This is a genomic window from Sphingobacterium arenae (assembly GCF_014692505.1).
In the GTDB taxonomy this organism is placed as follows: domain Bacteria; phylum Bacteroidota; class Bacteroidia; order Sphingobacteriales; family Sphingobacteriaceae; genus Sphingobacterium; species Sphingobacterium arenae.
Genome location: NZ_JACNYK010000005.1, coordinates 260,729 through 283,428, shown reverse-complemented (window position 1 = coordinate 283,428; position 22,700 = coordinate 260,729). Strand labels below are relative to the sequence as shown.

Sequence of the window (22,700 nt, the reverse complement as noted above, 5' to 3'; positions counted from 1 at the left end):
AAAAGTAACCCAAACTAGACGATTTTATCTTGTATCTGCTGAAATATATCCATGTAATTCACAAGAGAATGTTCTTTGTATAATCGCAGGGAAGCTGTTAACCTTTCATAATCTTCGGCATTATTCTCAAATGTCCAAACACGCTTACATATATTGAAAAGTGCATAAGAAAGATTGCCCAGGTCTGCATAATCCAAAACATAGCGAGAAGTCACAAAGCGGTCATAAAAGGTCAGAAAACGCGCTACATCCACGTCTCCAATAGCCCGTAGATATTTTTCAATCGTTGCTGTCTGGACTTGTTCCAAATGTTCGTACAACCTGACAGGATTGATGAGCACATGTTCTATTAGCAGATGATCTAACAAAAGTTCAATCGAGATATGGGCTAAAAAAGACGCCCGTATGGGGAGATGCTCCACGACCGGATCCAATTTACGTCGCAACGCATGCGTATGGTCCAAGAAAAAACTAGAGGAATGAAAAAGCTTATCAACCTCGACATGTCTGTACCACCCTTCTGATATCCACATCGTTTTTGGGTGGGCAAAAAGCACCTCTTCAAATCGCTGAGGGTGAAAATTGTAACCCTTATCCACATTCTTAAGTAAATCTGGGAGCAGTGCACCTAGTATTCGTTCGGAATGCGGGCTATAGCGTTCAAAATAATAATGCGACAAAAAATTCACGAGCCCAAACTTCTTTATTTATCGTAAGATACGGCTTAATCTCGTATCTTTGCAATCTTATTGAAAAAAATTTAACCACAAAAAGATGAGCTTTGTAGAAGAACTGCGTTGGAGAGGGATGTTACAAGATATCATGCCCGGAACAGAAGAATTACTGAATAAAGAAAACGTTTCCGGCTATATTGGTTTCGACCCAACAGGAGATTCACTGCATGTGGGCCATTTAACACAAATCATGACCCTCATCCATTTTCAAAACGCGGGACATAAACCAGTTGCATTAGTGGGCGGAGCTACGGGGATGATTGGCGACCCCTCGTTTAAGTCTGCCGAACGAAATCTGTTAGATGAAGCCACGTTACAACACAATGTTGCTAGCTTAAAATCACAGCTTGCCAAATTTTTGCATTTCGGAGACGGTGAGACCGATGCCAAGATGGTCAATAACTACGACTGGTTCAAAGATTTTAAATTCCTGGATTTTATTCGCGACGTTGGTAAGCTGATTACCGTTAACTATATGATGGCAAAGGACTCCGTCAAAAAACGTCTGGAAGGCGACAGTGGTCTTTCCTTTACGGAATTTACCTATCAACTGATACAAGGTTACGATTTTTATTATTTGTGGAAACATCACGATTGTAAGGTTCAAATGGGGGGATCAGACCAATGGGGAAATATTGTAACAGGTAGTGAGATGATTCGTCGTCAAGACCAAGGAACAGCTTATGCGATCACGACACAATTGATCAAAAAAGCAGATGGGCAGAAGTTTGGCAAAACCGAGTCAGGAGCAGTTTGGTTAGATCCAAAGAAAACTTCTCCTTACAAATTTTATCAATTTTGGCTGAATACCACCGATGATGACGCGAAAAATTGGATTAAAATTTTCACACTAAAGACAAAAGAAGAGATCGACGCCATCATTACAGAACACGATGCTGCTCCTCATACCCGAGCGGTACAAAAAGCATTGGCAAGAGATATCACCATACGCACACACTCAGAAAGGGATTATGAAACGGCTCTAAAAACGTCAGAATTTCTATTCGGCAACGGTTCTCTTGAGTTTTTGACCGAATTAACGCACGATAGCGTGCTTGAGGTTTTCGATGGGGTCCCGCAGTTTGAAATCGATAGAGGTCAACTTACACCGGGCATCAATATACTGGATTTTCTAGCCGTAAACACATCCGTTTTTCCGTCAAAAGGCGAGGCACGAAAAATGTTGCAGGGAGGTGGCGTAGCGATCAACAAAGAGAAAATCAATAACATGGAGTTAACGATTGATACCACACACTTGATTAATGATAAATACATTGTTGCGCAACGCGGCAAGAAAAACTATTTTTTAGTTTTTGTAAAGTAAGAGGACGATAGCATTTCCTTTATTTTTCCTAAGTTTGTAGCTAGGAAAGGTAGCTGATTTTCATGTCAAACAAAGGAAATACATTTAAAAATTCCGGTAGTGCAGGCACTAAACGTGCTGCACGTACCACAGGGAAAGTATCATATAGCAAGAAAAAACGGTTTAATTCGTTTGAAAGCATTAATTTTTCGGACGGACAGCGCAAGGCTCTGAAAATATTGGGCATCTTCTTGCTATTCGCTTCATTCATCATGGCTGTTTCGTTTGTTTCCTATCTTTTTACATGGAAACAAGACCAAAGTTATATAACGGAAACAAATGGTGGGTGGTCCACGCTATTTCGAAGTACGGATGAAATGGCTGATGACGCCATCGAACTTCCCATTGTTGAAAATAAGCTGGGAAAACTGGGGGCATTGCTTGCCAATCAGTTTATTTACAAATGGTTTGGTATAGCTTCCTTCCTTTTCACCTTTATCCTTTTTATTGTAGGGTATAAATTTCTTTATCGGAAATCTCTTTTACCCGTATGGAAAACCATCATTTATTCCGCAACGGCGATCATTTATTTATCCGTAACACTTGGTTTTTTACAGGATTTTCTCACCGATTCACCTCATATATTGGAAGGGAAGTTTGGTTATTGGACAAATCAGTTGCTAAAAATTCAGATAGGTAGTACAGGAATTGCTGCCCTCCTCGCTTTTGCGTACTTAGCGATCCTCATCCTTATTTATAACTTAGATTTGAAATGGACTTGGGCGTCTAAAAAAACCGATGAAGATGAAGAGGTGGCAGACGAAGAAGATAATTTTGATACTTTCGCCAACAAATCAAACACTATTTCGAATGTTGCACGTAACACGGCTCATCGTCCCATAGAAACTGCTATAGAAGACGAATCCTTGTTAAATGAGAGCTTTGAATCGCAATCGCAGGCTCCTTTAGTACAGAATATACCGGATGAACCACAGCGGAATAATGAACATGAAATTACATTTACGGTAGATACACCGGAGATTATTGATAGACCGGTAGATAGCAAACAAGAGCCGGTTACTAACGGTCCTGTACTTAGTGTGGAGAAAGTGGTGGAAGAAAAAGCGATTACAGCCAACGACCTTGTTGCCGAGTTCGGTGAATATGATCCCAAGTTGGACTTGTCGGGCTATCAGTATCCAACGCTCGATTTGCTAAAAGAATACGGAAGCGGCAAGATCACTATCAACCAGCAGGAATTGGAAGCCAACAAAAACCGTATCGTGGAAACGTTGCGCAACTACAGTATTGAAATTGAACACATTAAAGCTACAATCGGCCCAACGGTAACATTATATGAAATCATACCCAAACCAGGTGTACGCATCTCCAAAATCAAAAATCTGGAAGATGACATTGCATTGAGCCTTGCAGCATTAGGCATACGCATCATCGCACCGATGCCTGGCAAAGGAACTATTGGTATTGAGGTACCTAATAGTTCGCCAGAAATGGTATCCATGCGTTCTGTTCTAGCAACAGAGAAGTTCCAAAAAACGGATATGGATTTACCTATTGCATTGGGTAAAACGATATCAAATGAGGTTTATATAGCGGATTTGGCTAAAATGCCTCATTTGCTGGTAGCCGGTGCCACAGGTCAGGGTAAATCAGTCGGTATCAATGCGATTCTAACATCTTTACTATACAAGAAGCATCCTGCCGAACTCAAATTCGTTATGGTTGACCCCAAAAAGGTGGAACTTTCGCTTTTCAAAACGATAGAACGTCATTTTTTGGCAAAATTGCCGAATGAAGATGAAGCCATTATTACCGACACAAAAAAAGTAATCAACACGCTAAACTCGCTCTGTATTGAAATGGATCAACGTTACGACCTGTTAAAGAATGCAGCCGTACGTAATTTAAAAGAGTATAACGTAAAATTTGTGAATCGCCGATTAAACCCTGAAGAGGGACATCGATTCTTACCTTATATCGTTCTGGTAGTGGATGAGTTTGCGGATTTAATGATGACCGCAGGAAAAGAGGTGGAAACGCCGATTGCGCGTCTCGCCCAATTGGCAAGGGCCGTGGGAATACATTTGGTTATTGCCACCCAAAGACCGTCTGTAAATATAATTACAGGTACGATCAAAGCGAACTTTCCTGCACGCTTAGCCTTCCGGGTATTGTCGAAAGTCGACTCCCGCACCATTCTGGATGCGGGGGGTGCTGACCAACTGATCGGTCGTGGGGACATGCTCTTGGCAACAGGAAGTGATTTAACACGTATCCAATGTGCTTTTGTAGACACGCCGGAAGTAGAGCAAATATCGGAGTTTATCGGAAGTCAACGTGGTTATCCATCTGCTTTTATGCTGCCCGAATACGTTGATGAAAATGGAGATGGAAGCGGCGGCCTGGAATTTGATTCGAGTGATCGCGATCAACTTTTCGAAGAGGCTGCGCGACTGATTGTCATGCATCAACAAGGTTCAACGTCATTGATTCAACGTAAATTAAAGCTAGGCTACAACAGAGCCGGACGAATCATCGATCAATTGGAGGCTGCCGGTATTGTAGGTCCTTTCGAGGGAAGTAAGGCACGCGAAGTACTTTATCCCGACGAATATTCGCTAGAACAGTATTTGGAAACGTTAAGAAACAACGAATAAGATGGAGAAGAAAATAATAGTTCTGACGGCTTTCATTTGTACGTCACTAATAGCATTCACACAAACGGATACCAAAGCAAAAAAGTTATTGGAAGAAGTATCTGCAAAATATGATGCGTATCAGACCATACAGTCGGACTTTAGTTTTTCCGTACAGCAAGCACAAGGAGGGAACCATGCGGATAAGGGCACGCTGTTCCTGAACAAACCAAAAAGTCAGTTCCGCATAGTGTTGAGCGAGCAAGATATCATAAATGACGGCAAAAGCACTTGGTCTATCCTCAAAGAAGACGAAGAGGTACAAGTAAGCGACGCAGAAAAAAATTCGGAAAGCATCGGCCCAAACAATCTCTTTACATTCTACAAAAGGGGGTTCACCTATATCCGTTCTAAGGACGAACCATTAGGCAATGACATTTTGCATGTCATCGAGTTAAAGCCTATAGATACGAAAACAAACTATGCAAAAATCACCCTACGGATAAATAAAAACAGGCATATTCATGATGTTGTGGTAGTCGACAAGTCGGGAACAAAATATACCTACACCATGAATACCTTATATGTCAATCATCAAATTCCGACTGCAACATTTACATTCAAAGCAGCAGATTATCCCCGTTATGAGATAGTCGACCTTAGATAAGATAACGATGGCGAAGATAACACTTAAAAGTTTAGCCCAGGCACTAAATATGTCTGTTTCCACGGTATCAAAAGCGTTGAATGATAGTTATGAAATTAGTGAGGTAACAAAAAAAACCGTACAGGAGTTTGCAAAAAAGCATAACTACCAACCCAACGTTCACGCGAAATTTCTGAAGACAGGAAAAACAAATACGATTGGGGTTGTTCTCCCCAAAATGACCGGATCCTTCGAAGCGCAAATTATTGCAGGCATGCAGAAAGCCGCTACGGCGCATCATTACAGAACGATCATCATGAACACCATGGAAAATGAAGATTTAGAGAAACTAGCTCTTCAGTCCATGCTAGACAAATCAGTAGACGGTATTCTTTTCTGCCCTATTCATGAAGAATCAAATACAGATCTGGCCAGGCAAATCCTTAAAACAACACCTATTGTTATCTTTGACCGAACACATTATCCGGTAGAAACTCATAAAGTAGGTGTGCTTAATGCGGAAGGGATGTATAATGCATGCAAACATCTCATTGATATCGACCGGCGGAAAATTGCTATATTTTGTGGAGCGCACCAGGGCATCACAACCAAACGACTGTCAGGATACATGGAAGCTCATCACGATTTTCAAATACCTGTCACGCCGGAATATATCGTACATTGCAATGTGAAAAGTCTAGCAGATTTACAAGATGACATGGAAAAACATGTTAAAAGTCTCTTGCAATTGCCTAAGCCTCCAAATGCCATTGTTGGCGTTGCCGATACAATCACCACACATCTATTGGGCATTTTAGCTAAATTGGAGATAAAAGTACCAGAAACCCTTGCAGTCATCGGCTTTGCAAACACCGATCTGGTTCTTTCGCTAAATCCATCCTTAAGCACCGTTAGGCAACCTACGACCGAAATAGGGGAAATCTCCGTTAATAAGTTGGTGGAGATTATGCAAAAAAAGAATCGAAGCCAAATCGAGTGGGAGGATATTAAACTCCCCACCTCTATCCAGCTTCGACGCTCTACATTAGGATAGTAACTATCAACTCCCTAGAATACCTAACTCCAACCCTCGCAACTCAGCCAGTCCTCGCAGCCGACCTATTGCAGAATATCCAGGATTCGTAACTTTATTCAAATCGTCCAACATTTGATGTCCGTGATCTGGTCTAAACGGAATGGGAATCTCCCGTTTTTGGTTTTCAGCGGCCAGCTCTTTCATAACGGCATACATGTCCACATCACCATCCAGATGGTCTGCTTCATAGAAACTTCCTAAGGCGTCTTTCTTTACGTTACGTAAATGCACAAAATTCACGCGATGCTGTACTTTCTTAAATATTTGAACCAAATCGTTATCAGGCCCAGCACCGAGTGACCCCGTGCAAAAACAAACCCCATTAAACGGTTTATCGACCGTGTTGATGATATACTCAAAATCAGCCACATTTCCGGCAATTCTCGGAAGTCCTAAAATAGGATATGGAGGATCATCCGGATGGATCGTCATTTTTATACCATTTCTTTCGCAGACATCCGCAATCGAAGAAAGAAAATAAGTCAGATTATCCCGTAAACCGTCAAATCCAATCTCCCCATAAACATCAATACTCCGTTGCAGATCTTCCAATGAAGGGTCCTTCTCACCGGGAATTCCCATTAACACATTGGATAGTAAAAATTTCTTATCCTCTTCATCAAAAGTGGCATAACGGCTCTCCGCTTGTTCCACAATTTCTTTAGCATACGATGTTCTCGCATCAGGGCGTTCCAAAATAAAGATATCAAAGATGGCCAGATCAATCCAATCAAAATAAAGTGCTTTAGACCCATCTCGCATCACCTTATCTAATTGCGTACGAGTCCAGTCGAGTACCGGCATAAAATTATAACAAACTGTTTTTATTCCGCACGCTGCCAAGTTCGTCAGTGTTTGACGATAATTCTCTAAATAAAAATCAACCTGCTCTGAACGTGTCTTTATGGCTTCGTGAACGGTTACACTTTCCACAACCGACCACACCAATCCGGCTTCTTCTATTATTCTCTTCCGCTCCAAAATATCCTCCTTCGGCCATACGTCACCATGTGGTATATGGTGTAATGCCGATACGATACCTGTCGCTCCAGCCTGCTTTACATCCTGCAAGGATACCGGGTCATTGGGTCCGTACCAACGCCACGTCTGTTCTAAAAATCGCTTATCCATATTATATAAAAAACTAAACGCCACACCAACTATTAAAACCTCCATCAACAAAGATGGTTTCCCCGGACACAAAAGCAGAGGCATCGCTTAATAGATACACCAGTGTCCCCTCCAACTCAGACGGATCTCCCAACCGAGAAAAAGGTGTTCCTTGCACAAATTTACCTGCTCGATCCGTATAACTGCCGTCAGGATTGGTTAACAAAGCACGATTTTGTTCCGTAAGAAATACACCCGGTGCTATTGCGTTTACACGTACCTTATCGCCATATCGCAAGGCCAATTCTGTTGCCATCCATTTCGTAAAGCCATCTACACCGTGCTTCGCCACGGTATATCCTAAAACACGTGTAATAGGTAAACTTGCTGCTAAGGATGATATATTGATAATAGAACCTTTTCCCTGCTTGGCAATAACCTCCCCAAAGACAAGTGTTGGTATAATCGTACCATATAGATTCAATTCGATGGCCTTAATCGTATCTCCTATTTTGTTATCAAACAAATTATCGTCCGGTCCGATAGTAGCGCCAGGAATATTTCCGCCCGCTGCATTCACCAAGCCGTCTATCGTATTCCATTTATTTAAAATCTGCTCTTTAGCAATTCTAACAGAATTTTCATCCATGACATCCGCAACAACGGCTAACGCCTCACCGCCCAATGTTTCCACCATTTTTACCCGCTCGTCTGCTTTTTCTTGGCTTCGTCCGATAATACAGATTTTAGCACCTGCTTCCGCTAATGCTTTGACAAACGCTTTTCCCAAAATACCTGTACCGCCGGTTACCACGATAACTTTTCCTTTTAATGAGAATCTCTCTAAAATATTCATGTTATTATAGTCGTAAGTTTATAACATTCAATGATAGCCATTTTTTAGTCATTCTCAAGTATTTACCATAGTTTTATTCACGATAACGATTTCGTATATGCCTACTTGCAAAATAAATATTTACTTTTTTTTTGTTTATATCATATTTATCTCTAAATTGGTCAACCAATAACTGGTTTACCAATTTAGTCAGATGTTATATGAACAACAGTATTATTGAAAGTCTTTCTGCCATACAAAGGCAATCCCCGGTGGACATTATCATTCACCAAATGAGGAATCTCATTGTTTCAGGACAATTGAAACCTGGCGATAAGCTACCTTCTGAACGCATATTGAGTGAGAGATTTCAAACGAGCAGAAGCTATGTGAGAGAAGCCATCCTAAAATTACAATTCTACGGACTACTAAAAACAAACCCACAAAGTGGAACGTATGTAGCGGGTCTGGGTATTAACATCATTGATAGTATGATAGGTGATCTCATTAACTTTAATCAAGATGATTTCTATGCCTTAATTGAAGCACGTTTTCATCTAGAAATTACCGCGGTACAATTGGCAGCTATTCGACGCACCGAAGAAGATCTAAAAGTCTTAAAGGAAACGATGCTAAGTTTCGAGATAAAAACGAAAAACAATCAATCGAGCGTCGAAGAAGACATGCTTTTTCATACCAAAATTGCACAAGCGACACAAAACAATGTTATATCGTCCATGATTCTTCATCTCATACCAGATTTAGTGAAAAACATTACCGAGAAGAAAGTGTGTGGAGAAAATCAAGTATATAAAGCGATCGACGAACATCGCGCTATATATGAAGCTATCGAACAACAGAATCCAAACCTTGCAAAAGAAGCAATGCGGAAGCACTTGAACGATATCTGGGAGCTAAGCCAACGAGAGATAAAAAACAGATAGTAATTTAATTTCATAATCCAAATAAACCATGAAAAACTACATAAAACATGTGGTCAGGATATTTTTTGCTCTATTTTTTCCGCTGATTATTTCTGCACAGGAGCACCCTAGCTTGTTGGTGACAAAAGCGAATCTCCCTGCATTAAGAGAAGGTGTGAAAGAATTCCCGTTGCTAAAAAATAGCTTTTTGGATATCCAGCAATCTGTAGATGATGAATTAATTAACGAGTTACTCGTTCCAACACCCCAAGATGCAGGTGGCGGTTATACACACGAATTACACAAAAAAAATTACCAACTACTCCTAAATAGCGCAATTTGTTTTCAGGTGACGCAGGACGTCAAATACCTTAATCTGAGCAAAAATATATTGACAGCCTACGCCGAAAAGTATCAGGACTGGCCGGAACACCCTAAAAGAAAAGAGAATCATCCCAGTGGACGTATCTTTTGGCAGAATCTAAATGACTGTGTATGGCTCGTAAATGCCATTCAAGCGTACGATCTAATTGTTTCAGAACTCTCCTCACAAGAACGGGAGATTATTGAAAAAGATCTTTTTATTCCTATGGCAGAATACCTGATGATTTCGCACAAAGCGGTATTCGATAAAATCCATAATCATGGTACGTGGAGCATTGCCGCCGTGGGCATCACAGGTCTAATATTAAATAAGCCGGAATGGGTTAACAAGTCCCTATACGGCAGTGCACTGGACAAACAGACAGGTTTTCTGAAACAGCTTGACGAATTATTCTCACCTGACGGATACTATGCGGAAGGCCCCTATTATCAACGGTATGCGCTGTCGCCCTTCGTTTTATTTGCTAAAGCATTGCATAACTATAAACCCGAACTCCACATATTCGAATATCGGAATCGTCTTCTTGCTAAAGCCATAGAAACCGTATTTCAGACCAGCTATACCAATGGTCTTCTTTTTCCATTAAATGATGCTATCAAGGATAAGTCTATAAAGAGTAACGAGTTAATATTGGCCAACAACATTGCTTATAGCGATATTGACACGAATCCTACGCTGTTAGGAATGGCTAAAAGGCAAAACAAAGTAATTATCTCCGATGCAGGATTAAAGGTAGCACGGGATATATTTTTGGGTAAATCAAAGAACTTCGATTACAAAACTACGCTTATAAGAGACGGTAAGGATGGAAAAGAGGGGGGGATAGGTATTCTCCGTCATGGAGACGAAGATACACAACAGACACTGGTTCTTAAAAACACGACACACGGAATGGGGCATGGGCATTTTGATCGCCTGAACTTCCTTCTCTATGACAATGGCTTCGAAGTATTTCCTGATTATGGCGCAGCGCGCTTCTTAAATATCGAAAGCAAATCTGGTGGTCATTATTTAAAAGAAAACAATACGTGGGCAAAACAAAGCATCGCGCATAATACGATTGTTATCAATGAGGCTTCGCAGTTTGACGGAAATGTAGATCGAGCGGAACACTTTGCCCCTACGCATATAACGTTATACGATCACGATACATTGAAATACGTTATTGCTTCTGAAAGCCATTCTTACCCACAGACGAAAATTTCACGCGCTCTTATAACGATCCAAATAAATGAATTAAAGAAACCACTTATTGTCGATGTCAGCTATATACACAGTGACAATGCACTAAAAACGGTTGATCTCCCTTATTATTATATCGGACAAGTTGTCGATCAACGTAAAAAAGATGTAGAAGCAAAGGTTTCGTTACACGCTTTTGGTGAGAAAAACGGTTACCAACATTTATGGCTTAATAGCTCGTATGCTCTTCAATCCCACGGTGATTATATTACATTACTGAGCAATTATAAATTTTATAAAGTCCATTTTGCCAGCCAAAGTCCACATAACATACTAAATCACGTGCATCTAGGTGCCGATGATCCACAGCTCAATCTCATACCGACACGGGGGATCGTATTAAGACAAGAAAATTTACATGAGGCTGTATTTGCACAATTAATAGAAACATACGGCGATATTAACCCAACAGACGAAACGATCAGTGATGCAAATCCTGCTGTAAAAAACTTCAAAATCACGCCGGCAGAAAAAAACAACTTCAATATAAGTTTTGAAGTTGGTGCGCGCGTATTTCAATTGGAAACCGATTTAACAGATAATATAATTTCCAACATAAAAATAGAACAATTATGATACAGAGCGAAAACTTTCAATTCAACGACAACATCCAGTGGGAAGACCTTGGAAATGGAATAAAACGTCAGGTGTACGGTTACGATGACACCATTATGCTTGTAAAAGCACAATTTGAGGCGGGAGCCATAGGCGAACTGCACAGTCACTTTCACGCACAAGTTACTTATGTAGAAAGTGGTCTCTTCAAAATGACCATAGACGATGAAGAAAAAATCATAAGCAAGGGAGATGGTTATTACGTACCACCACATGCCACACACGGATGTGTTTGTATCGAACCAGGAATGCTAATCGACGTATTCTCGCCATTACGGGAGGACTTTTTACCCAAGAAATAACAAGATGAAAAAGATTGCTTTTATACTATTATTCATAATTTCTTGGTCATATAGTAACGCCCAGATGGATACGGTCACTCATCCTGCAAGTTTTTCCAAGAAACTTAATGTAGAATATGCTAAAGTCAATGATTGGGTTGGATTAGTCGACATCTATTTTAATACGACAAATCCAACGCCCACACCTATCGTTATCAATATCCACGGTGGCGGTTGGAACAAAGGCTCTAAAGAAACACAACGTGGGTTTGGGTCTTGGTTCAAAAACGATATTGCCGTCGCCAATATGGGTTATCGTTTATCCCAAACTGCATCAGCGCCCGCAGCCATTGAGGATGTCCGCGCCGTCATCGCCTATGTAAAGTACCACGCCAAAGAACTGAACATCGACCCTAACAAGGTTATCATTATGGGCGGCTCAGCTGGTGGACATCTAGCACTAATGGGCGGCTTATTGGGCAATGACAAGAGATTTGACAAAAACTGTCTTCCTGTTGAGGACATGCGCGTGGCAGCTATTATAGACAAGTATGGTATCACCGAAGTGAAAGCATGGAAAAGTAAATCTGCGCAGCAATGGTTGGGCGAAAATCACCATAACAATAAATTTATCGCGTCCGTCGCTCCCGTCAGTTATGTCAGCGAAAACTCCCCTCCTACCTTTATTGTTCATGGAGACGCAGATCCCATTGTCCCGATCGAAATGTCTTACGATCTACAAAAGAAATTGGACAAAGCAAGAGTATACCATGAGCTATATATCGTTAAAGACGGCCTCCATGGTAAATTTCCGCAAGAGGAGAATCGGGAGATCAGCAAACGAATTATACTATTTATAAAGAAACTCAACATTATTTAAATCTATCCGTATGAAACAGCTCATCTTTTTGATTTTCTTAACAGGTGTTTCCTGTGGGGCAACATCGCTGGTTCCACTGCCGACAGACGAAAGTCAACCTCAAAATCCCCACGTTTATACACTCATTAAAGTAGAAAGTACTGCTCAGCTGAAAAAGGCATTGGCGGAGGCACAGCCGGGAGATTCTATTGTAATTGCTCCAGGCAGATACGAGGGTAAATTTATACTTTCAAAAAGTGGAACCGAAACACAGCCTATCGTGGTAGAGGGTGCCGGGACAGCGACTATTTTAGATGCAGGTGATACCCATACCGGATATGTATTTCATTTACAAGGTAACCATTGTAAAATTAGAAAGATGACGTTACAAAATGGGTTAAAAGGTTTCATGGCTGATAATGCTTCTTTCAATACCCTAGCCTACCTTACTGTCAAAAAAATCGGCGAGGAAGCTATACATCTACGGAAGTTCAGTAGCCATAATGTGGTACAACATTGCGATGTCTCGGCTACTGGCCTAAAAAGACCAGGCTACGGCGAAGGCATCTATATCGGAACGGCGAATAGCAATTGGGCAAGATACACGGATGGAGAACCGGACAAATGTGATCACAACACGGTTATACACAATAAAATCGGACCGGGTATCACAGCGGAATGTATCGATATAAAAGAAGGCACGTCCTATGGTTTGATTGCGCATAATGCGTTTTACGCCGATGGAATTTCTGGTGAAAACAGTGCAGATAGCTGGTTAGATGTTAAAGGAAACAGCTACCAGATAGAGAACAACCAAGGGTATCACGACGGTTCTAACACAAACTTTCTGGACGGCATACAGGTTAATTGCGCTTATGAGGGTTGGGGCAGCTATAACATATTCAGCAACAACAGCTTTCAAGTTAATGCAGCAGGTTATGCCATCAACGTACGGCTCAAAAGCAGTAAGGGCGAAGCAGTGGGTAATATTATTGACGATACAAACGAACAGGAAGGTGCCCAAAAAGGCTTAACCAACATTACCATAACGAATAAATAAACAAAATATTCAAATGAAAATAAAAGGTTTAAGATGGTATATCATCACGTTAATCGCGATTGCGACGGTTATCAACTACATCGATAGGAGTGCTATTAATATCCTTTGGCCCTATATACACGAAGATTTTGGAATTGATGCCGCTGATTCGAAAAATGCGCTAGCGGCTATTACGACATTCTTTATGATCTCCTACGCCATCGGTCAAACGGCTACTGGCAAAATGATGGACGCGATCGGTACACGTTTGGGAATGACCATTTCCATACTGGGATGGAGCTTATCCATAGCATTACATGCGTTCGCCAGATCTATCATGAGTTTTAGCATTTTCCGACTTTTTCTGGGATTTTTTGAGGCCGGTAATTGGCCGGGTGCAACAAAAAGCAATGCGGAATGGTTTCCTCCTAAAGAACGGGCAATCGCCCAAGGGATTTTTGGCGCAGGCGCAAGCTTAGGATCCGTGATTTCAGCCCCAATTATCGTTTTATTATACCTTGCTTTTGGTTGGAAAGCAACATTTGTCCTTATTGGTTTTTTAGGTATAATTTGGCTCATACCTTGGCTTTACTTCAATCGAAACGTACCCGAAAAGCATCCGTTTATTACAGAAGAAGAGAAACAGCACATTGTGCAGGTTCAAGATAATGTAGTATCACCAACAGTAGAGAAACTACATTGGAAAGCATTATTGAAAATCAAAAACACCTGGGGAATTATACTCTCACGTTTTTTTATTGATCCCGTATGGTGGCTGTTCGTCACATGGCTTCCCACATTTTTAAAGGAACAATTCCATTTTGACATCAAGCAAATCGGAGCTTTTGCATGGGTTCCCTATTTATTTGCGGCTTTGGGTTCCCTGAGCGGAGGTTATTATTCTTCTTACCGCATCCGGCAAAATTTACCGGCTGTAGAAGCAAGAAAAGAAGCGGTAACCATCGGCGCAGTCATTATGATAATTTCATTAATCATCATATTACTACGTTTGGATAATCTACGGGAGTCCCCCATCCTCGCCATGTGCCTCATCGGGATGACCTTGTTTGGCTTTCAGTTTTTAATCAACAACATCCAAACATTACCTAGTGATTATTTCAATGGAAAAAATGTAGGTACCGTATCGGGAATGGGAGGAACTGCGGCTGTATTAGGAACGCTTATTACAACCTGGGCTGTGCCCATTATCACACAGACAAGCTATATATCGTTTTTCGCATTAGCTGCCGCTCTGGTACCCCTATCATGGATTAGCATAAAATATATTTACTCAAAAAAATAAAAAACAGATATGAAATTAAAAAACAAAGTCGCCATTGTGACAGGAGGAGGAAGAGACATCGGTAGAGAAGTATCTATCAAATTAGCAAAAGAAGGCGCAAAAGTCGTTATAAACTATTTCGGTAATGAAGAAAAAGCAAAAGAAACCCTGGAACTAATTCAAGCGTTTGGTGGAGAAGCAACGTTAGTCTACGCTGATGTGACGAAACCCGAAGATATCGAAAAGATCGTGCAGACTGCTGCTGACAAATATGGCAATGAAATCAACATTTTGGTGAATGTAGCTGGCGGACTGGTCGCTAGGAAAACAACCGAAGAAATGGATGAGGAATTTTGGGACTATGTACTCAACCTAAACTTAAAGAGTGTTTTCCTTGCTGTAAAAAACGCGCTACCCTATATGCCTCAAGGAGGTGCAATAGTCAACTTTACCTCGCTTGCCGGACGAGATGGCGGTGGTCCAGGAGCAAGTGCGTATGCTACTTCAAAGGGAGCATTGATGACCTATACCCGTTCCTTAGCAAAAGAATTAGGCCCCAAAGGCATTCGCGTAAATGGCGTCGCTCCGGGCATGATTGCTACAACTTTTCATGATACGTTTACAAAACCGGAAGCACGTCAAAATACAGCGAATGCTACTCCGCTCAGACGCGAAGGGCAAGCATCGGAAGTAGCCGATCTAGTTGCATATTTGGTATCAGAAGAATCGAGCTTTGTGAGCGGAACGAACGTGGATATCAACGGAGGATTAAGTTTCTCATAAATAGACAAGCAAATGGACATCTAACCCATGTGTGTCCATTTGCTATTCAAATACATTATAAACCATATGATCATGAAAACATCGATTTACATCATGTTATTCACCTTCTTATTTTCCATATCATCTGGAAACCTTTATGGACAAACGAGGGTAAAAGTCACTGGAGAAGTAAGAGATGCGTTAGGATCTCCTATATCGGGAGCAAGCATTTCTGTACAGAACAGCAAGCAAGCAACAAAAACAGATGAACAGGGTAAATTTGAAATAAGAGTAGAAAAAGGGGGAATATTACTCATATCTGCAATAGGGTATCAGCGTTATGCAAAACAGATTAACGACACAGAAAATCTAAAAATATCTTTGGATCCTGAAGAAAAAGAAATTGAAGAAGTCGTCGTAATCGGCTATGGTATACAAAAGAAATCCTCCGTAACAGGCTCCGTCAGCAAACTGGTCAATACCAATCTCGACGAAATGCCCTCCTCTCGCCTAGATAATGCGCTAATCGGGAAAATAGCGGGTGTTTCGATCCAAAACGTTTCTTCGGAGGTCGGCGCGGAACCCGTCGTACGTGTACGAGGATTTAATTCTATCAGTTCAAACACCTCGCCTTTGGTCGTCGTAGATGGCTACCCTGTACCCGACGGTCTATCCTTTGTGAATCCACAAGATGTAGAGTCCATAGAAGTATTAAAAGATGCTGCATCTGCTGCCATTTACGGTTCGAGGGCCGCGAATGGCGTTATTTTAATTACCACAAAAGAAGGTGTGGCAGATCGTCCGCAATACTCCGTAAAAGCATACACAGGTGTACGGAATACCTTGGAGCTGCATCCCATTATGACCATGTCTGAATATGTCACCAAACTATACGATGAAGCCGCGCTGCGCGAAAACGATCCCTCCGTACCGGAAAATAGAAGAAATTTAATCAATAATAATGAGCGAGCGCAGTACGTTATCGAAAATCAAATCATTGGACAATCAACAAACTGGCAGGAACTTGCTTTACAACCGGCTACCATCAGCAATCTACAGGTTGGTCTTTCGGGAGGTAAAAAAGAAATAAAGTACTTCTTGACTGCCAACGCACAGAAAGATCAAGGGGCAATGCGTTACAATGAAAATGACCGCATGTCAATACGTGCCAAGATTAATGCGACACTTAGCCCAAAACTGAAACTAAACTTTAACATCAATCCATCTTACAATAAAACACAAAGACCAGGTGTAAATTACACAGATTATTACCGCTGGTACTCTTCCGTTCCAGCTTATCACACTGAATTTTCAGCAGCATATGTAAACCAGAATTCGCAATGGGCAAATATAAAAGCCGGAGACTATGCGCAAGCAAGACATTTTAATAGTTTACGGTATTCGGGTCATATGCCTGATGGCACTTTATGGACGAGTTCAGGCACTTTAGATCCTTGGAATACGGCCAACAACACGCCACTTTCGATTGCCGATCGCGTAGATGATTCCCGTATCCGGTATCGTTTGCTTGGAAGCATGGATCTCAATTATGAAATCATCAAAAATCTAATCTTCAAAACCTCTGTGGGTGGATATTATAACATTGACCAACACCAGGTATTTACACAGAGTGATGCCAGACAAGACGGTGCAGTTAATCAAGCGACACTTTTTACTCGCCACTACAAGGACTTGCTGTGGGAAAACACCCTAAACTATACAAAGAATATTCAAAAACACAACTTCACAGGCCTATTGGGCTTCACGACACAACAAACTTGGATCGATGATGCCAATATGGTCGGTAGAGATTTCCCAACCGAAGATTTTAAAACATTAAATCAAGCAGGACAGATCGATCAAAGTTTAACAAATACGCTGAAAGATCAAATTGGATTGATATCCTATCTCGGCCGGATTACATACGATTTTGATAATAAATATATGTTGGCAGCATCTTATCGTATTGACGGCAGCTCCTATTTTGCTAAAGGAAACAAATACGGTAGTTTTCCGTCCATCTCCGTAGGATGGATGCTTTCGGAAGAAAACTTTATGAAGGACATATCATGGCTGAGCTCATTAAAAGTTCGTTCAAGCTACGGTGCCACAGGAAATAACCGGATTAATAGTTTTGCCTTCCAAGATCTAATGTATCCCGCAAACTATGCTTTTGGTTCGGGTACAGGCAATATAAATTTAGGTCTCTCTCCCAATGGAGCATTGTTGGCAAATCCGAATATCACCTGGGAAAGAACATTTGAATCCAACACCGGTCTTGACGTCGCTTTTTTAAAGAACCGTATCGCGCTAACGGTTGAATATTACAATTCAAAAACGGATCGGCTACTTTACAATCAAGCCACTATGGCATTTAGTGGTTCAGATGAATATATTAATAATGCCGGAAAAGTTCAAAATAAAGGTATAGAGATCGAATTGACGACCAAAAATATGACAAAACCTCATTTTGAATGGACAACTAATTTAAACATCAGTCACAATAAAAATACGCTGATTGATTTAGGCGGTGAGCCTTTCCAATATAGTTTTGGGGAAAGAAATGAGGTTTATGCGGCCACTATAGGTCAACCTTCTATTCAGTTCTTCGGTTACAAAACAGATGGCGTTTGGCTTTCACAATCTCAAATAGACGAAGCGGTGGCTAATGGATTGACAACCAACATCAGTAATTATCTCATGGCCGGCGGACTTAAAATCGTGGATGTGAACAATGACAATATGATCGATCAAAATGACCGTACGGTTATCGGCTCTCCTTTCCCTGATTTCACTTGGGGCATCACAAACACGTTTAAATACAAAGATTTAGATCTGAGTTTTTTGGTACAAGGGGTACAAGGTGGCCAGCTAGTCAATGGCGATCATAACTATAATGAGTCTAAACGTTTTAACCGCAACGTAGTCGAAAACAGATGGATAAGTGAAATGTATCCCGGCGATGGCAAAACGCCTTATCTTACCAACGGCGTCAATTGGATGTTAACGGACTATGTTGTGGAAAGTGCCTCTTATGCTTCCCTACGATCCGTTATATTCGGTTACACATTCAAACAAAAAATACTAAACAAGCTCGGGGTCAAAGCGCTACGACTGTACGCCTCCGGAGAAAACCTACTTTATTTTATGGGTAACAACTACAGGGGTATTAATCCAGAAGCCCGTACCACCTCGGGTAACTATAATAATCCATTAGTAAATGGCTATCAACGTGGTGCCTTCCCCCTGATGCGTACATACACGTTTGGTCTAGATTTCAATTTTTAAACTGACAAAATCATGAAAAGAATATTGTTATACAGCATGTTAGTCGTTGCGCTAAGTTCTTGCGAACGAATAATTGATATAGACCCTATATCCAATGTCGGCGTTGGTGCATTCTATCGTGACTACAAAGAAGCTAATACGGCACTTACGGGTTGCTACAATGGGATGCATGCACCACTATATAATGAGTGGATGATGACGGAGTTACGTTCTGATCTCTCCTTACAAGGCGTGGCAAATAGCAGTGCTGCACCTAGAATAGAACAAAACGAATTGGATATGTTCACCCTAAATGCCGATCATCTCCAAGTGTATGATTACTGGATAAGTACATACCGAAACATCCGTGCAGTAAACTACCTATTAAACAATATGGGTGTTCAGTATATAGACGGCGATCACCAAATCCAACGAAATGCCAATATGACGGAAACGGAATGGCAACATATTGTGGGAGAGGCATTGTTCATTCGGGCTTATCACTATTTTAATATGGTCAGGTTATTTGGGAATATCTTTATGGTAACAGAACCCGTAAACCCCAACACATCAAAATCAAAAAATTACGATACCAAAGAAGATGTCTATAATTTAATCATCGCTGACTTACAAAGGTCCATCGAAGTTCTTCCTGCAATACAATATCAGAACATTCCGTCGGACGATTTAGGGCGCGTCACCCACTGGGCTTCTCGAGCAATGTTAGCTAAGGTATTCCTGACACTCGACAGAAAAAACGATGCCTTATCAGAATTGAATGAAATAATCAGCAAAAGCGGACATGAATTAGCAACGAGTTATAGCGATGTTTTCTCGATTGGAAATGAAACGAATGCAGAAATCCTATTCGCCGTTCGATACAAGGCCGGCGGTTTTGGTTTGGGCTCTCCATTTGCTAATCTTTTCGCTCCCACTGGCTCAGGATCGGCTGTTGTAAACAATGATGGTGATGGTCTAAATTTCCCGACCTATGAAGCCATGTCCATGTATTATACTTCACATGCAACCAACAAGGATACCCGATATGCTGCCAATCTCGCCATTTATAGCCCTACGAAGCCTTATGTAAAGAAGTACGTTTCGCCTATAATGACACGTTATGACGCGGAAAACGATTTTCCTGTTCTACGATATGCAGATATATTGCTTATGAAAGCCGAAGCACTTGGGTATGACGGGCCAAATGGAGAGTCTGTACAGCTCATCAACACCGTTCGAGAAAGAGCAGGCGCCGTAGAATACGATGGTTCTTCTGCTTTTTCCGCCCAATTCTTCACCTACCCGACCACAGGTACAAACAGTATCGATAGCGAGTCGCGATTTATCGACGCTTTGCTGAACGAACGCAAGTTAGAATTGGCATTTGAAAACCAACGTTTCTTCGATCTTGTACGATTTGGCAAAGCGATAGAAACTTTGAAACAACATTTCGAGAACGAATATCCCGAGCATTACAGCCGAATTGTTCCAGCAATTTCCCTGGAAGATTTAAAAGCAAAAGTGACGGAGCAGCGATTGCTTTTGCCTATCCCGCTTCGGGAGATTACCACAAACAATGAATTAGAACTTGAACAAAATACTGGATATTAAACCATAAACGTGATGAAAACTATAATTCATATCATAGCCATAACCGTATGTATTTTCGGCATACTGGCTTGTTCTAAAAAAAGTGAGGACGTGATTCTCAACGATAAGGGAGCAAAAGATGTTGTCGAAGCACAAGATTATACTTTTAACACCGCAACGAAAACATTTACGCCCCAGAATAATATTGAAGCACAAATTACTTCCCAAAAAGATATCAACTTTATATATACCTATCTTATCAGAGAAGGCGTGAGTGATTCATTAGTAGATATCACCTATACACAAGACCTCGACAGCAAACGAAGTATCCAATTTGTGATGGAAGCTGATTTATTTGAGCATATACCCATGCAGGATGTTTCCGGATTAAAACTGATGATTAAACGAACAGATAATAGCTCCGACGAAGCTGTTATCAACATCCAAAGCTTTACGCCCCCGCTTCCTTTTTGGGAGAACGTCCCCGAATCATTGGTGCCTGATGATGCAAACGTAATCCAAGTTACCGCCACCGCGAAATCGGAAAACGGAATTACGAAAATTGAACTGTATGATGATTATCAAGGGGCTTTTGTAAAAGTGCACGAAATGGATTTAAATGGGGAAACAACACACACTTTTGATTACGCTTATACATATAGACCAAATGCAGCAAATCTAAAACTCATCATGTACGACGCCTATGGGCTGTCATCAGAAGCCTCAATAGCCATTCCTGTCCTTCCCTACGAGATATACACCAATGTAACCATGAGCGCACAAGGTACTAATGCGGTAACCTTTAATAATAGCGCCTTACTATTACCTAGTTTTGAGTTGACAGGCCCTTGTAATTTCGTTAATAAAGAGGAAGCTATATCTTTCTTTATGTATGCTACCAGCAGCGGTGTATCCTTATATGCGCCTACCAACACCACAAATATTATTGGAAATTACCGATGCAACGGCTCACCGTACACACCTATTACATCTCCGTCGAACTGGATCGCGACACGTTTCCGCGTATTGCTGCCATCAAATTCAAGGCAACAAGAGGTATATGATGCCTACAATACCAACAGTATCCCCGATTTATCGGATGATTTCTTTGATGGTATCTCAGCTCCTTCCAGCTCTGCTCCGCGGTATTCGTCTACAGCGGAAGCATCGGCGAGTATATTCACCCAAGAGGCTTATTTGATTTGGGCAACCATACCAAATCCTCAAGGCACCATCAATGTTTTGCTACGTATCCGCGAAGTGATAGAAAATGGCAATGAATCTTCGATACGGTTTGATCTTTTGGTGCCCAAAAATTAAGTATAGACATATTAAACAAAAATAGTATGAAAACATTCATGAATAGCTTACTGATTACATTGCCTCTATTGTCATTCCACGGAGGCGTGCTTACTTCCATATCCGATGTATTTAATACAAAAGAGATAGTAGAAGAGGTGGTGCATGCCAAAGGTTATGAAATTCACCAAGATATCACGATGAATACACAAGGCAACAGTAAAACTACTTTCGACAATAATGCGCTTATATTGCCGGAGTTCCAGTTGATCGGTCCGTGTGCTTTGAACAATAATGAAAAGAAAATAGCACTGCTCGCCTACTATACAAGCAAAGGTGTATCTATTTATTCGCCCAATAACGCAACGAATATCATCAAAAATTACAGGTGCAATGGAGTTTCATACGAAGCACTAGTGGCACCTGCTGAGTGGACAGCGACCCGTTTTCGGGTGCTGCTTCCATCGAACAAAAGACAGCGCGCCATTTATGAAGCATTTAATTCCGGAGATATCACCCAGCTTTCCGACGACCTCTTCAAGGGAATCCCAGAACCGTCGAGTTCGGCAATACGATATTCAGCAACCGAAACACCTGCATCCAATGTTTTCAATACGATAGATACCTATCTAATTTGGGCAAAAATTCCTACAGAGCGAGGAAGTATGAACGTCTTGATACGCATGAGAGAAGTGACAGAAAACGCGAATTTGTCGGCTTTAAAGTTTGATTTGGCTGTATCAAAAGGTTAATTTATTAGGGAGTAATAAGAGAA

Annotated in this window: 18 protein-coding genes; 15 read left to right on the top strand and 3 right to left on the bottom strand. The window is 41.2% G+C overall.

Features of this window, described 5'->3' with window-relative positions; translation table 11 throughout:
* Positions 1–14: 14 nt before the first annotated feature.
* Positions 15–689, bottom strand: coding sequence for a hypothetical protein (locus H8B17_RS16915; protein ID WP_190310401.1), 675 nt, complete (start codon positions 687–689; stop codon positions 15–17).
* 85 nt (positions 690–774) lie between these two features.
* Here H8B17_RS16915 and tyrS point away from each other — a divergent pair, with 85 nt between their 5' ends.
* The 4 genes from tyrS (at position 775) to H8B17_RS16895 (ending at position 6,394) form a co-directional block, all read left to right on the top strand.
* A complete protein-coding gene (gene tyrS, locus H8B17_RS16910; protein ID WP_190310400.1) occupies positions 775–2,058 on the top strand; it encodes a tyrosine--tRNA ligase in 1,284 nt (427 codons plus the stop codon).
* A gap of 62 nt (positions 2,059–2,120) precedes the next feature.
* Entirely contained in the window at positions 2,121–4,715 is a 2,595-nt protein-coding gene (locus H8B17_RS16905; protein ID WP_190310399.1) for an FtsK/SpoIIIE family DNA translocase, read from the top strand.
* Between the two features lies 1 nt (position 4,716).
* Positions 4,717–5,361, top strand: a complete 645-nt coding sequence (locus H8B17_RS16900; protein ID WP_190310398.1) for a LolA family protein — start codon at positions 4,717–4,719, stop codon at positions 5,359–5,361.
* A 7-nt stretch (positions 5,362–5,368) separates the two neighbouring features.
* Positions 5,369–6,394 (top strand): LacI family DNA-binding transcriptional regulator, encoded by a 1,026-nt coding sequence (locus H8B17_RS16895; protein ID WP_190310397.1) that lies wholly within the window; start codon positions 5,369–5,371, stop codon positions 6,392–6,394.
* A gap of 6 nt (positions 6,395–6,400) precedes the next feature.
* On the opposite strand, the gene uxuA is transcribed toward H8B17_RS16895, so the two are convergent.
* Both uxuA and H8B17_RS16885 read right to left on the bottom strand, forming a co-directional pair.
* Complete coding sequence (uxuA, locus tag H8B17_RS16890) at positions 6,401–7,567, bottom strand: mannonate dehydratase (RefSeq protein ID WP_190310396.1); 1,167 nt, start codon at positions 7,565–7,567, stop codon at positions 6,401–6,403.
* Between the two features lie 13 nt (positions 7,568–7,580).
* Positions 7,581–8,402: an SDR family oxidoreductase gene (locus tag H8B17_RS16885; protein WP_190310395.1), complete on the bottom strand. Its 822-nt coding sequence runs from the start codon at positions 8,400–8,402 to the stop codon at positions 7,581–7,583.
* 200 nt (positions 8,403–8,602) lie between these two features.
* Between H8B17_RS16885 and H8B17_RS16880 the strand changes: the two genes are divergently transcribed.
* From H8B17_RS16880 to H8B17_RS16830, 11 genes are all read left to right on the top strand, one after another.
* Positions 8,603–9,325: a FadR/GntR family transcriptional regulator gene (locus tag H8B17_RS16880; RefSeq protein ID WP_190310394.1), complete on the top strand. Its 723-nt coding sequence runs from the start codon at positions 8,603–8,605 to the stop codon at positions 9,323–9,325.
* A 28-nt stretch (positions 9,326–9,353) separates the two neighbouring features.
* Positions 9,354–11,507: a heparinase II/III domain-containing protein gene (locus H8B17_RS16875; RefSeq protein ID WP_190310393.1), complete on the top strand. Its 2,154-nt coding sequence runs from the start codon at positions 9,354–9,356 to the stop codon at positions 11,505–11,507.
* Positions 11,504–11,848 carry a cupin domain-containing protein gene (locus tag H8B17_RS16870; RefSeq protein WP_190310392.1) on the top strand — a complete coding sequence of 115 codons (345 nt, stop codon included), beginning with the start codon at positions 11,504–11,506 and terminating at the stop codon, positions 11,846–11,848. Before H8B17_RS16875 ends, H8B17_RS16870 begins: the two co-directional genes overlap by 4 nt.
* Before the next feature lie 4 nt (positions 11,849–11,852).
* Positions 11,853–12,707 (top strand): alpha/beta hydrolase, encoded by an 855-nt coding sequence (locus tag H8B17_RS16865; protein WP_190310391.1) that lies wholly within the window; start codon positions 11,853–11,855, stop codon positions 12,705–12,707.
* Between the two features lie 10 nt (positions 12,708–12,717).
* On the top strand, positions 12,718–13,746 hold the full coding sequence (locus tag H8B17_RS16860) for a chondroitinase-B domain-containing protein (protein WP_190310390.1): 1,029 nt from the start codon (positions 12,718–12,720) through the stop codon (positions 13,744–13,746).
* A 13-nt stretch (positions 13,747–13,759) separates the two neighbouring features.
* Positions 13,760–15,028, top strand: a complete 1,269-nt coding sequence (locus H8B17_RS16855; RefSeq protein WP_190310389.1) for an MFS transporter — start codon at positions 13,760–13,762, stop codon at positions 15,026–15,028.
* Between the two features lie 9 nt (positions 15,029–15,037).
* Positions 15,038–15,790: an SDR family NAD(P)-dependent oxidoreductase gene (locus H8B17_RS16850; protein ID WP_190310388.1), complete on the top strand. Its 753-nt coding sequence runs from the start codon at positions 15,038–15,040 to the stop codon at positions 15,788–15,790.
* A gap of 72 nt (positions 15,791–15,862) precedes the next feature.
* The gene (locus H8B17_RS16845) at positions 15,863–19,057 is read left to right on the top strand and encodes a SusC/RagA family TonB-linked outer membrane protein (RefSeq protein ID WP_190310387.1); all 3,195 of its coding nucleotides are present in this window, start codon (positions 15,863–15,865) and stop codon (positions 19,055–19,057) included.
* A 12-nt stretch (positions 19,058–19,069) separates the two neighbouring features.
* Positions 19,070–20,647 carry a RagB/SusD family nutrient uptake outer membrane protein gene (locus H8B17_RS16840; RefSeq protein ID WP_190310386.1) on the top strand — a complete coding sequence of 526 codons (1,578 nt, stop codon included), beginning with the start codon at positions 19,070–19,072 and terminating at the stop codon, positions 20,645–20,647.
* Between the two features lie 12 nt (positions 20,648–20,659).
* Positions 20,660–21,946, top strand: coding sequence for a hypothetical protein (locus H8B17_RS16835; RefSeq protein WP_190310385.1), 1,287 nt, complete (start codon positions 20,660–20,662; stop codon positions 21,944–21,946).
* A 26-nt stretch (positions 21,947–21,972) separates the two neighbouring features.
* Complete coding sequence (locus H8B17_RS16830; RefSeq protein WP_190310384.1) at positions 21,973–22,677, top strand: hypothetical protein; 705 nt, start codon at positions 21,973–21,975, stop codon at positions 22,675–22,677.
* Positions 22,678–22,700 lie beyond the last annotated feature (23 nt).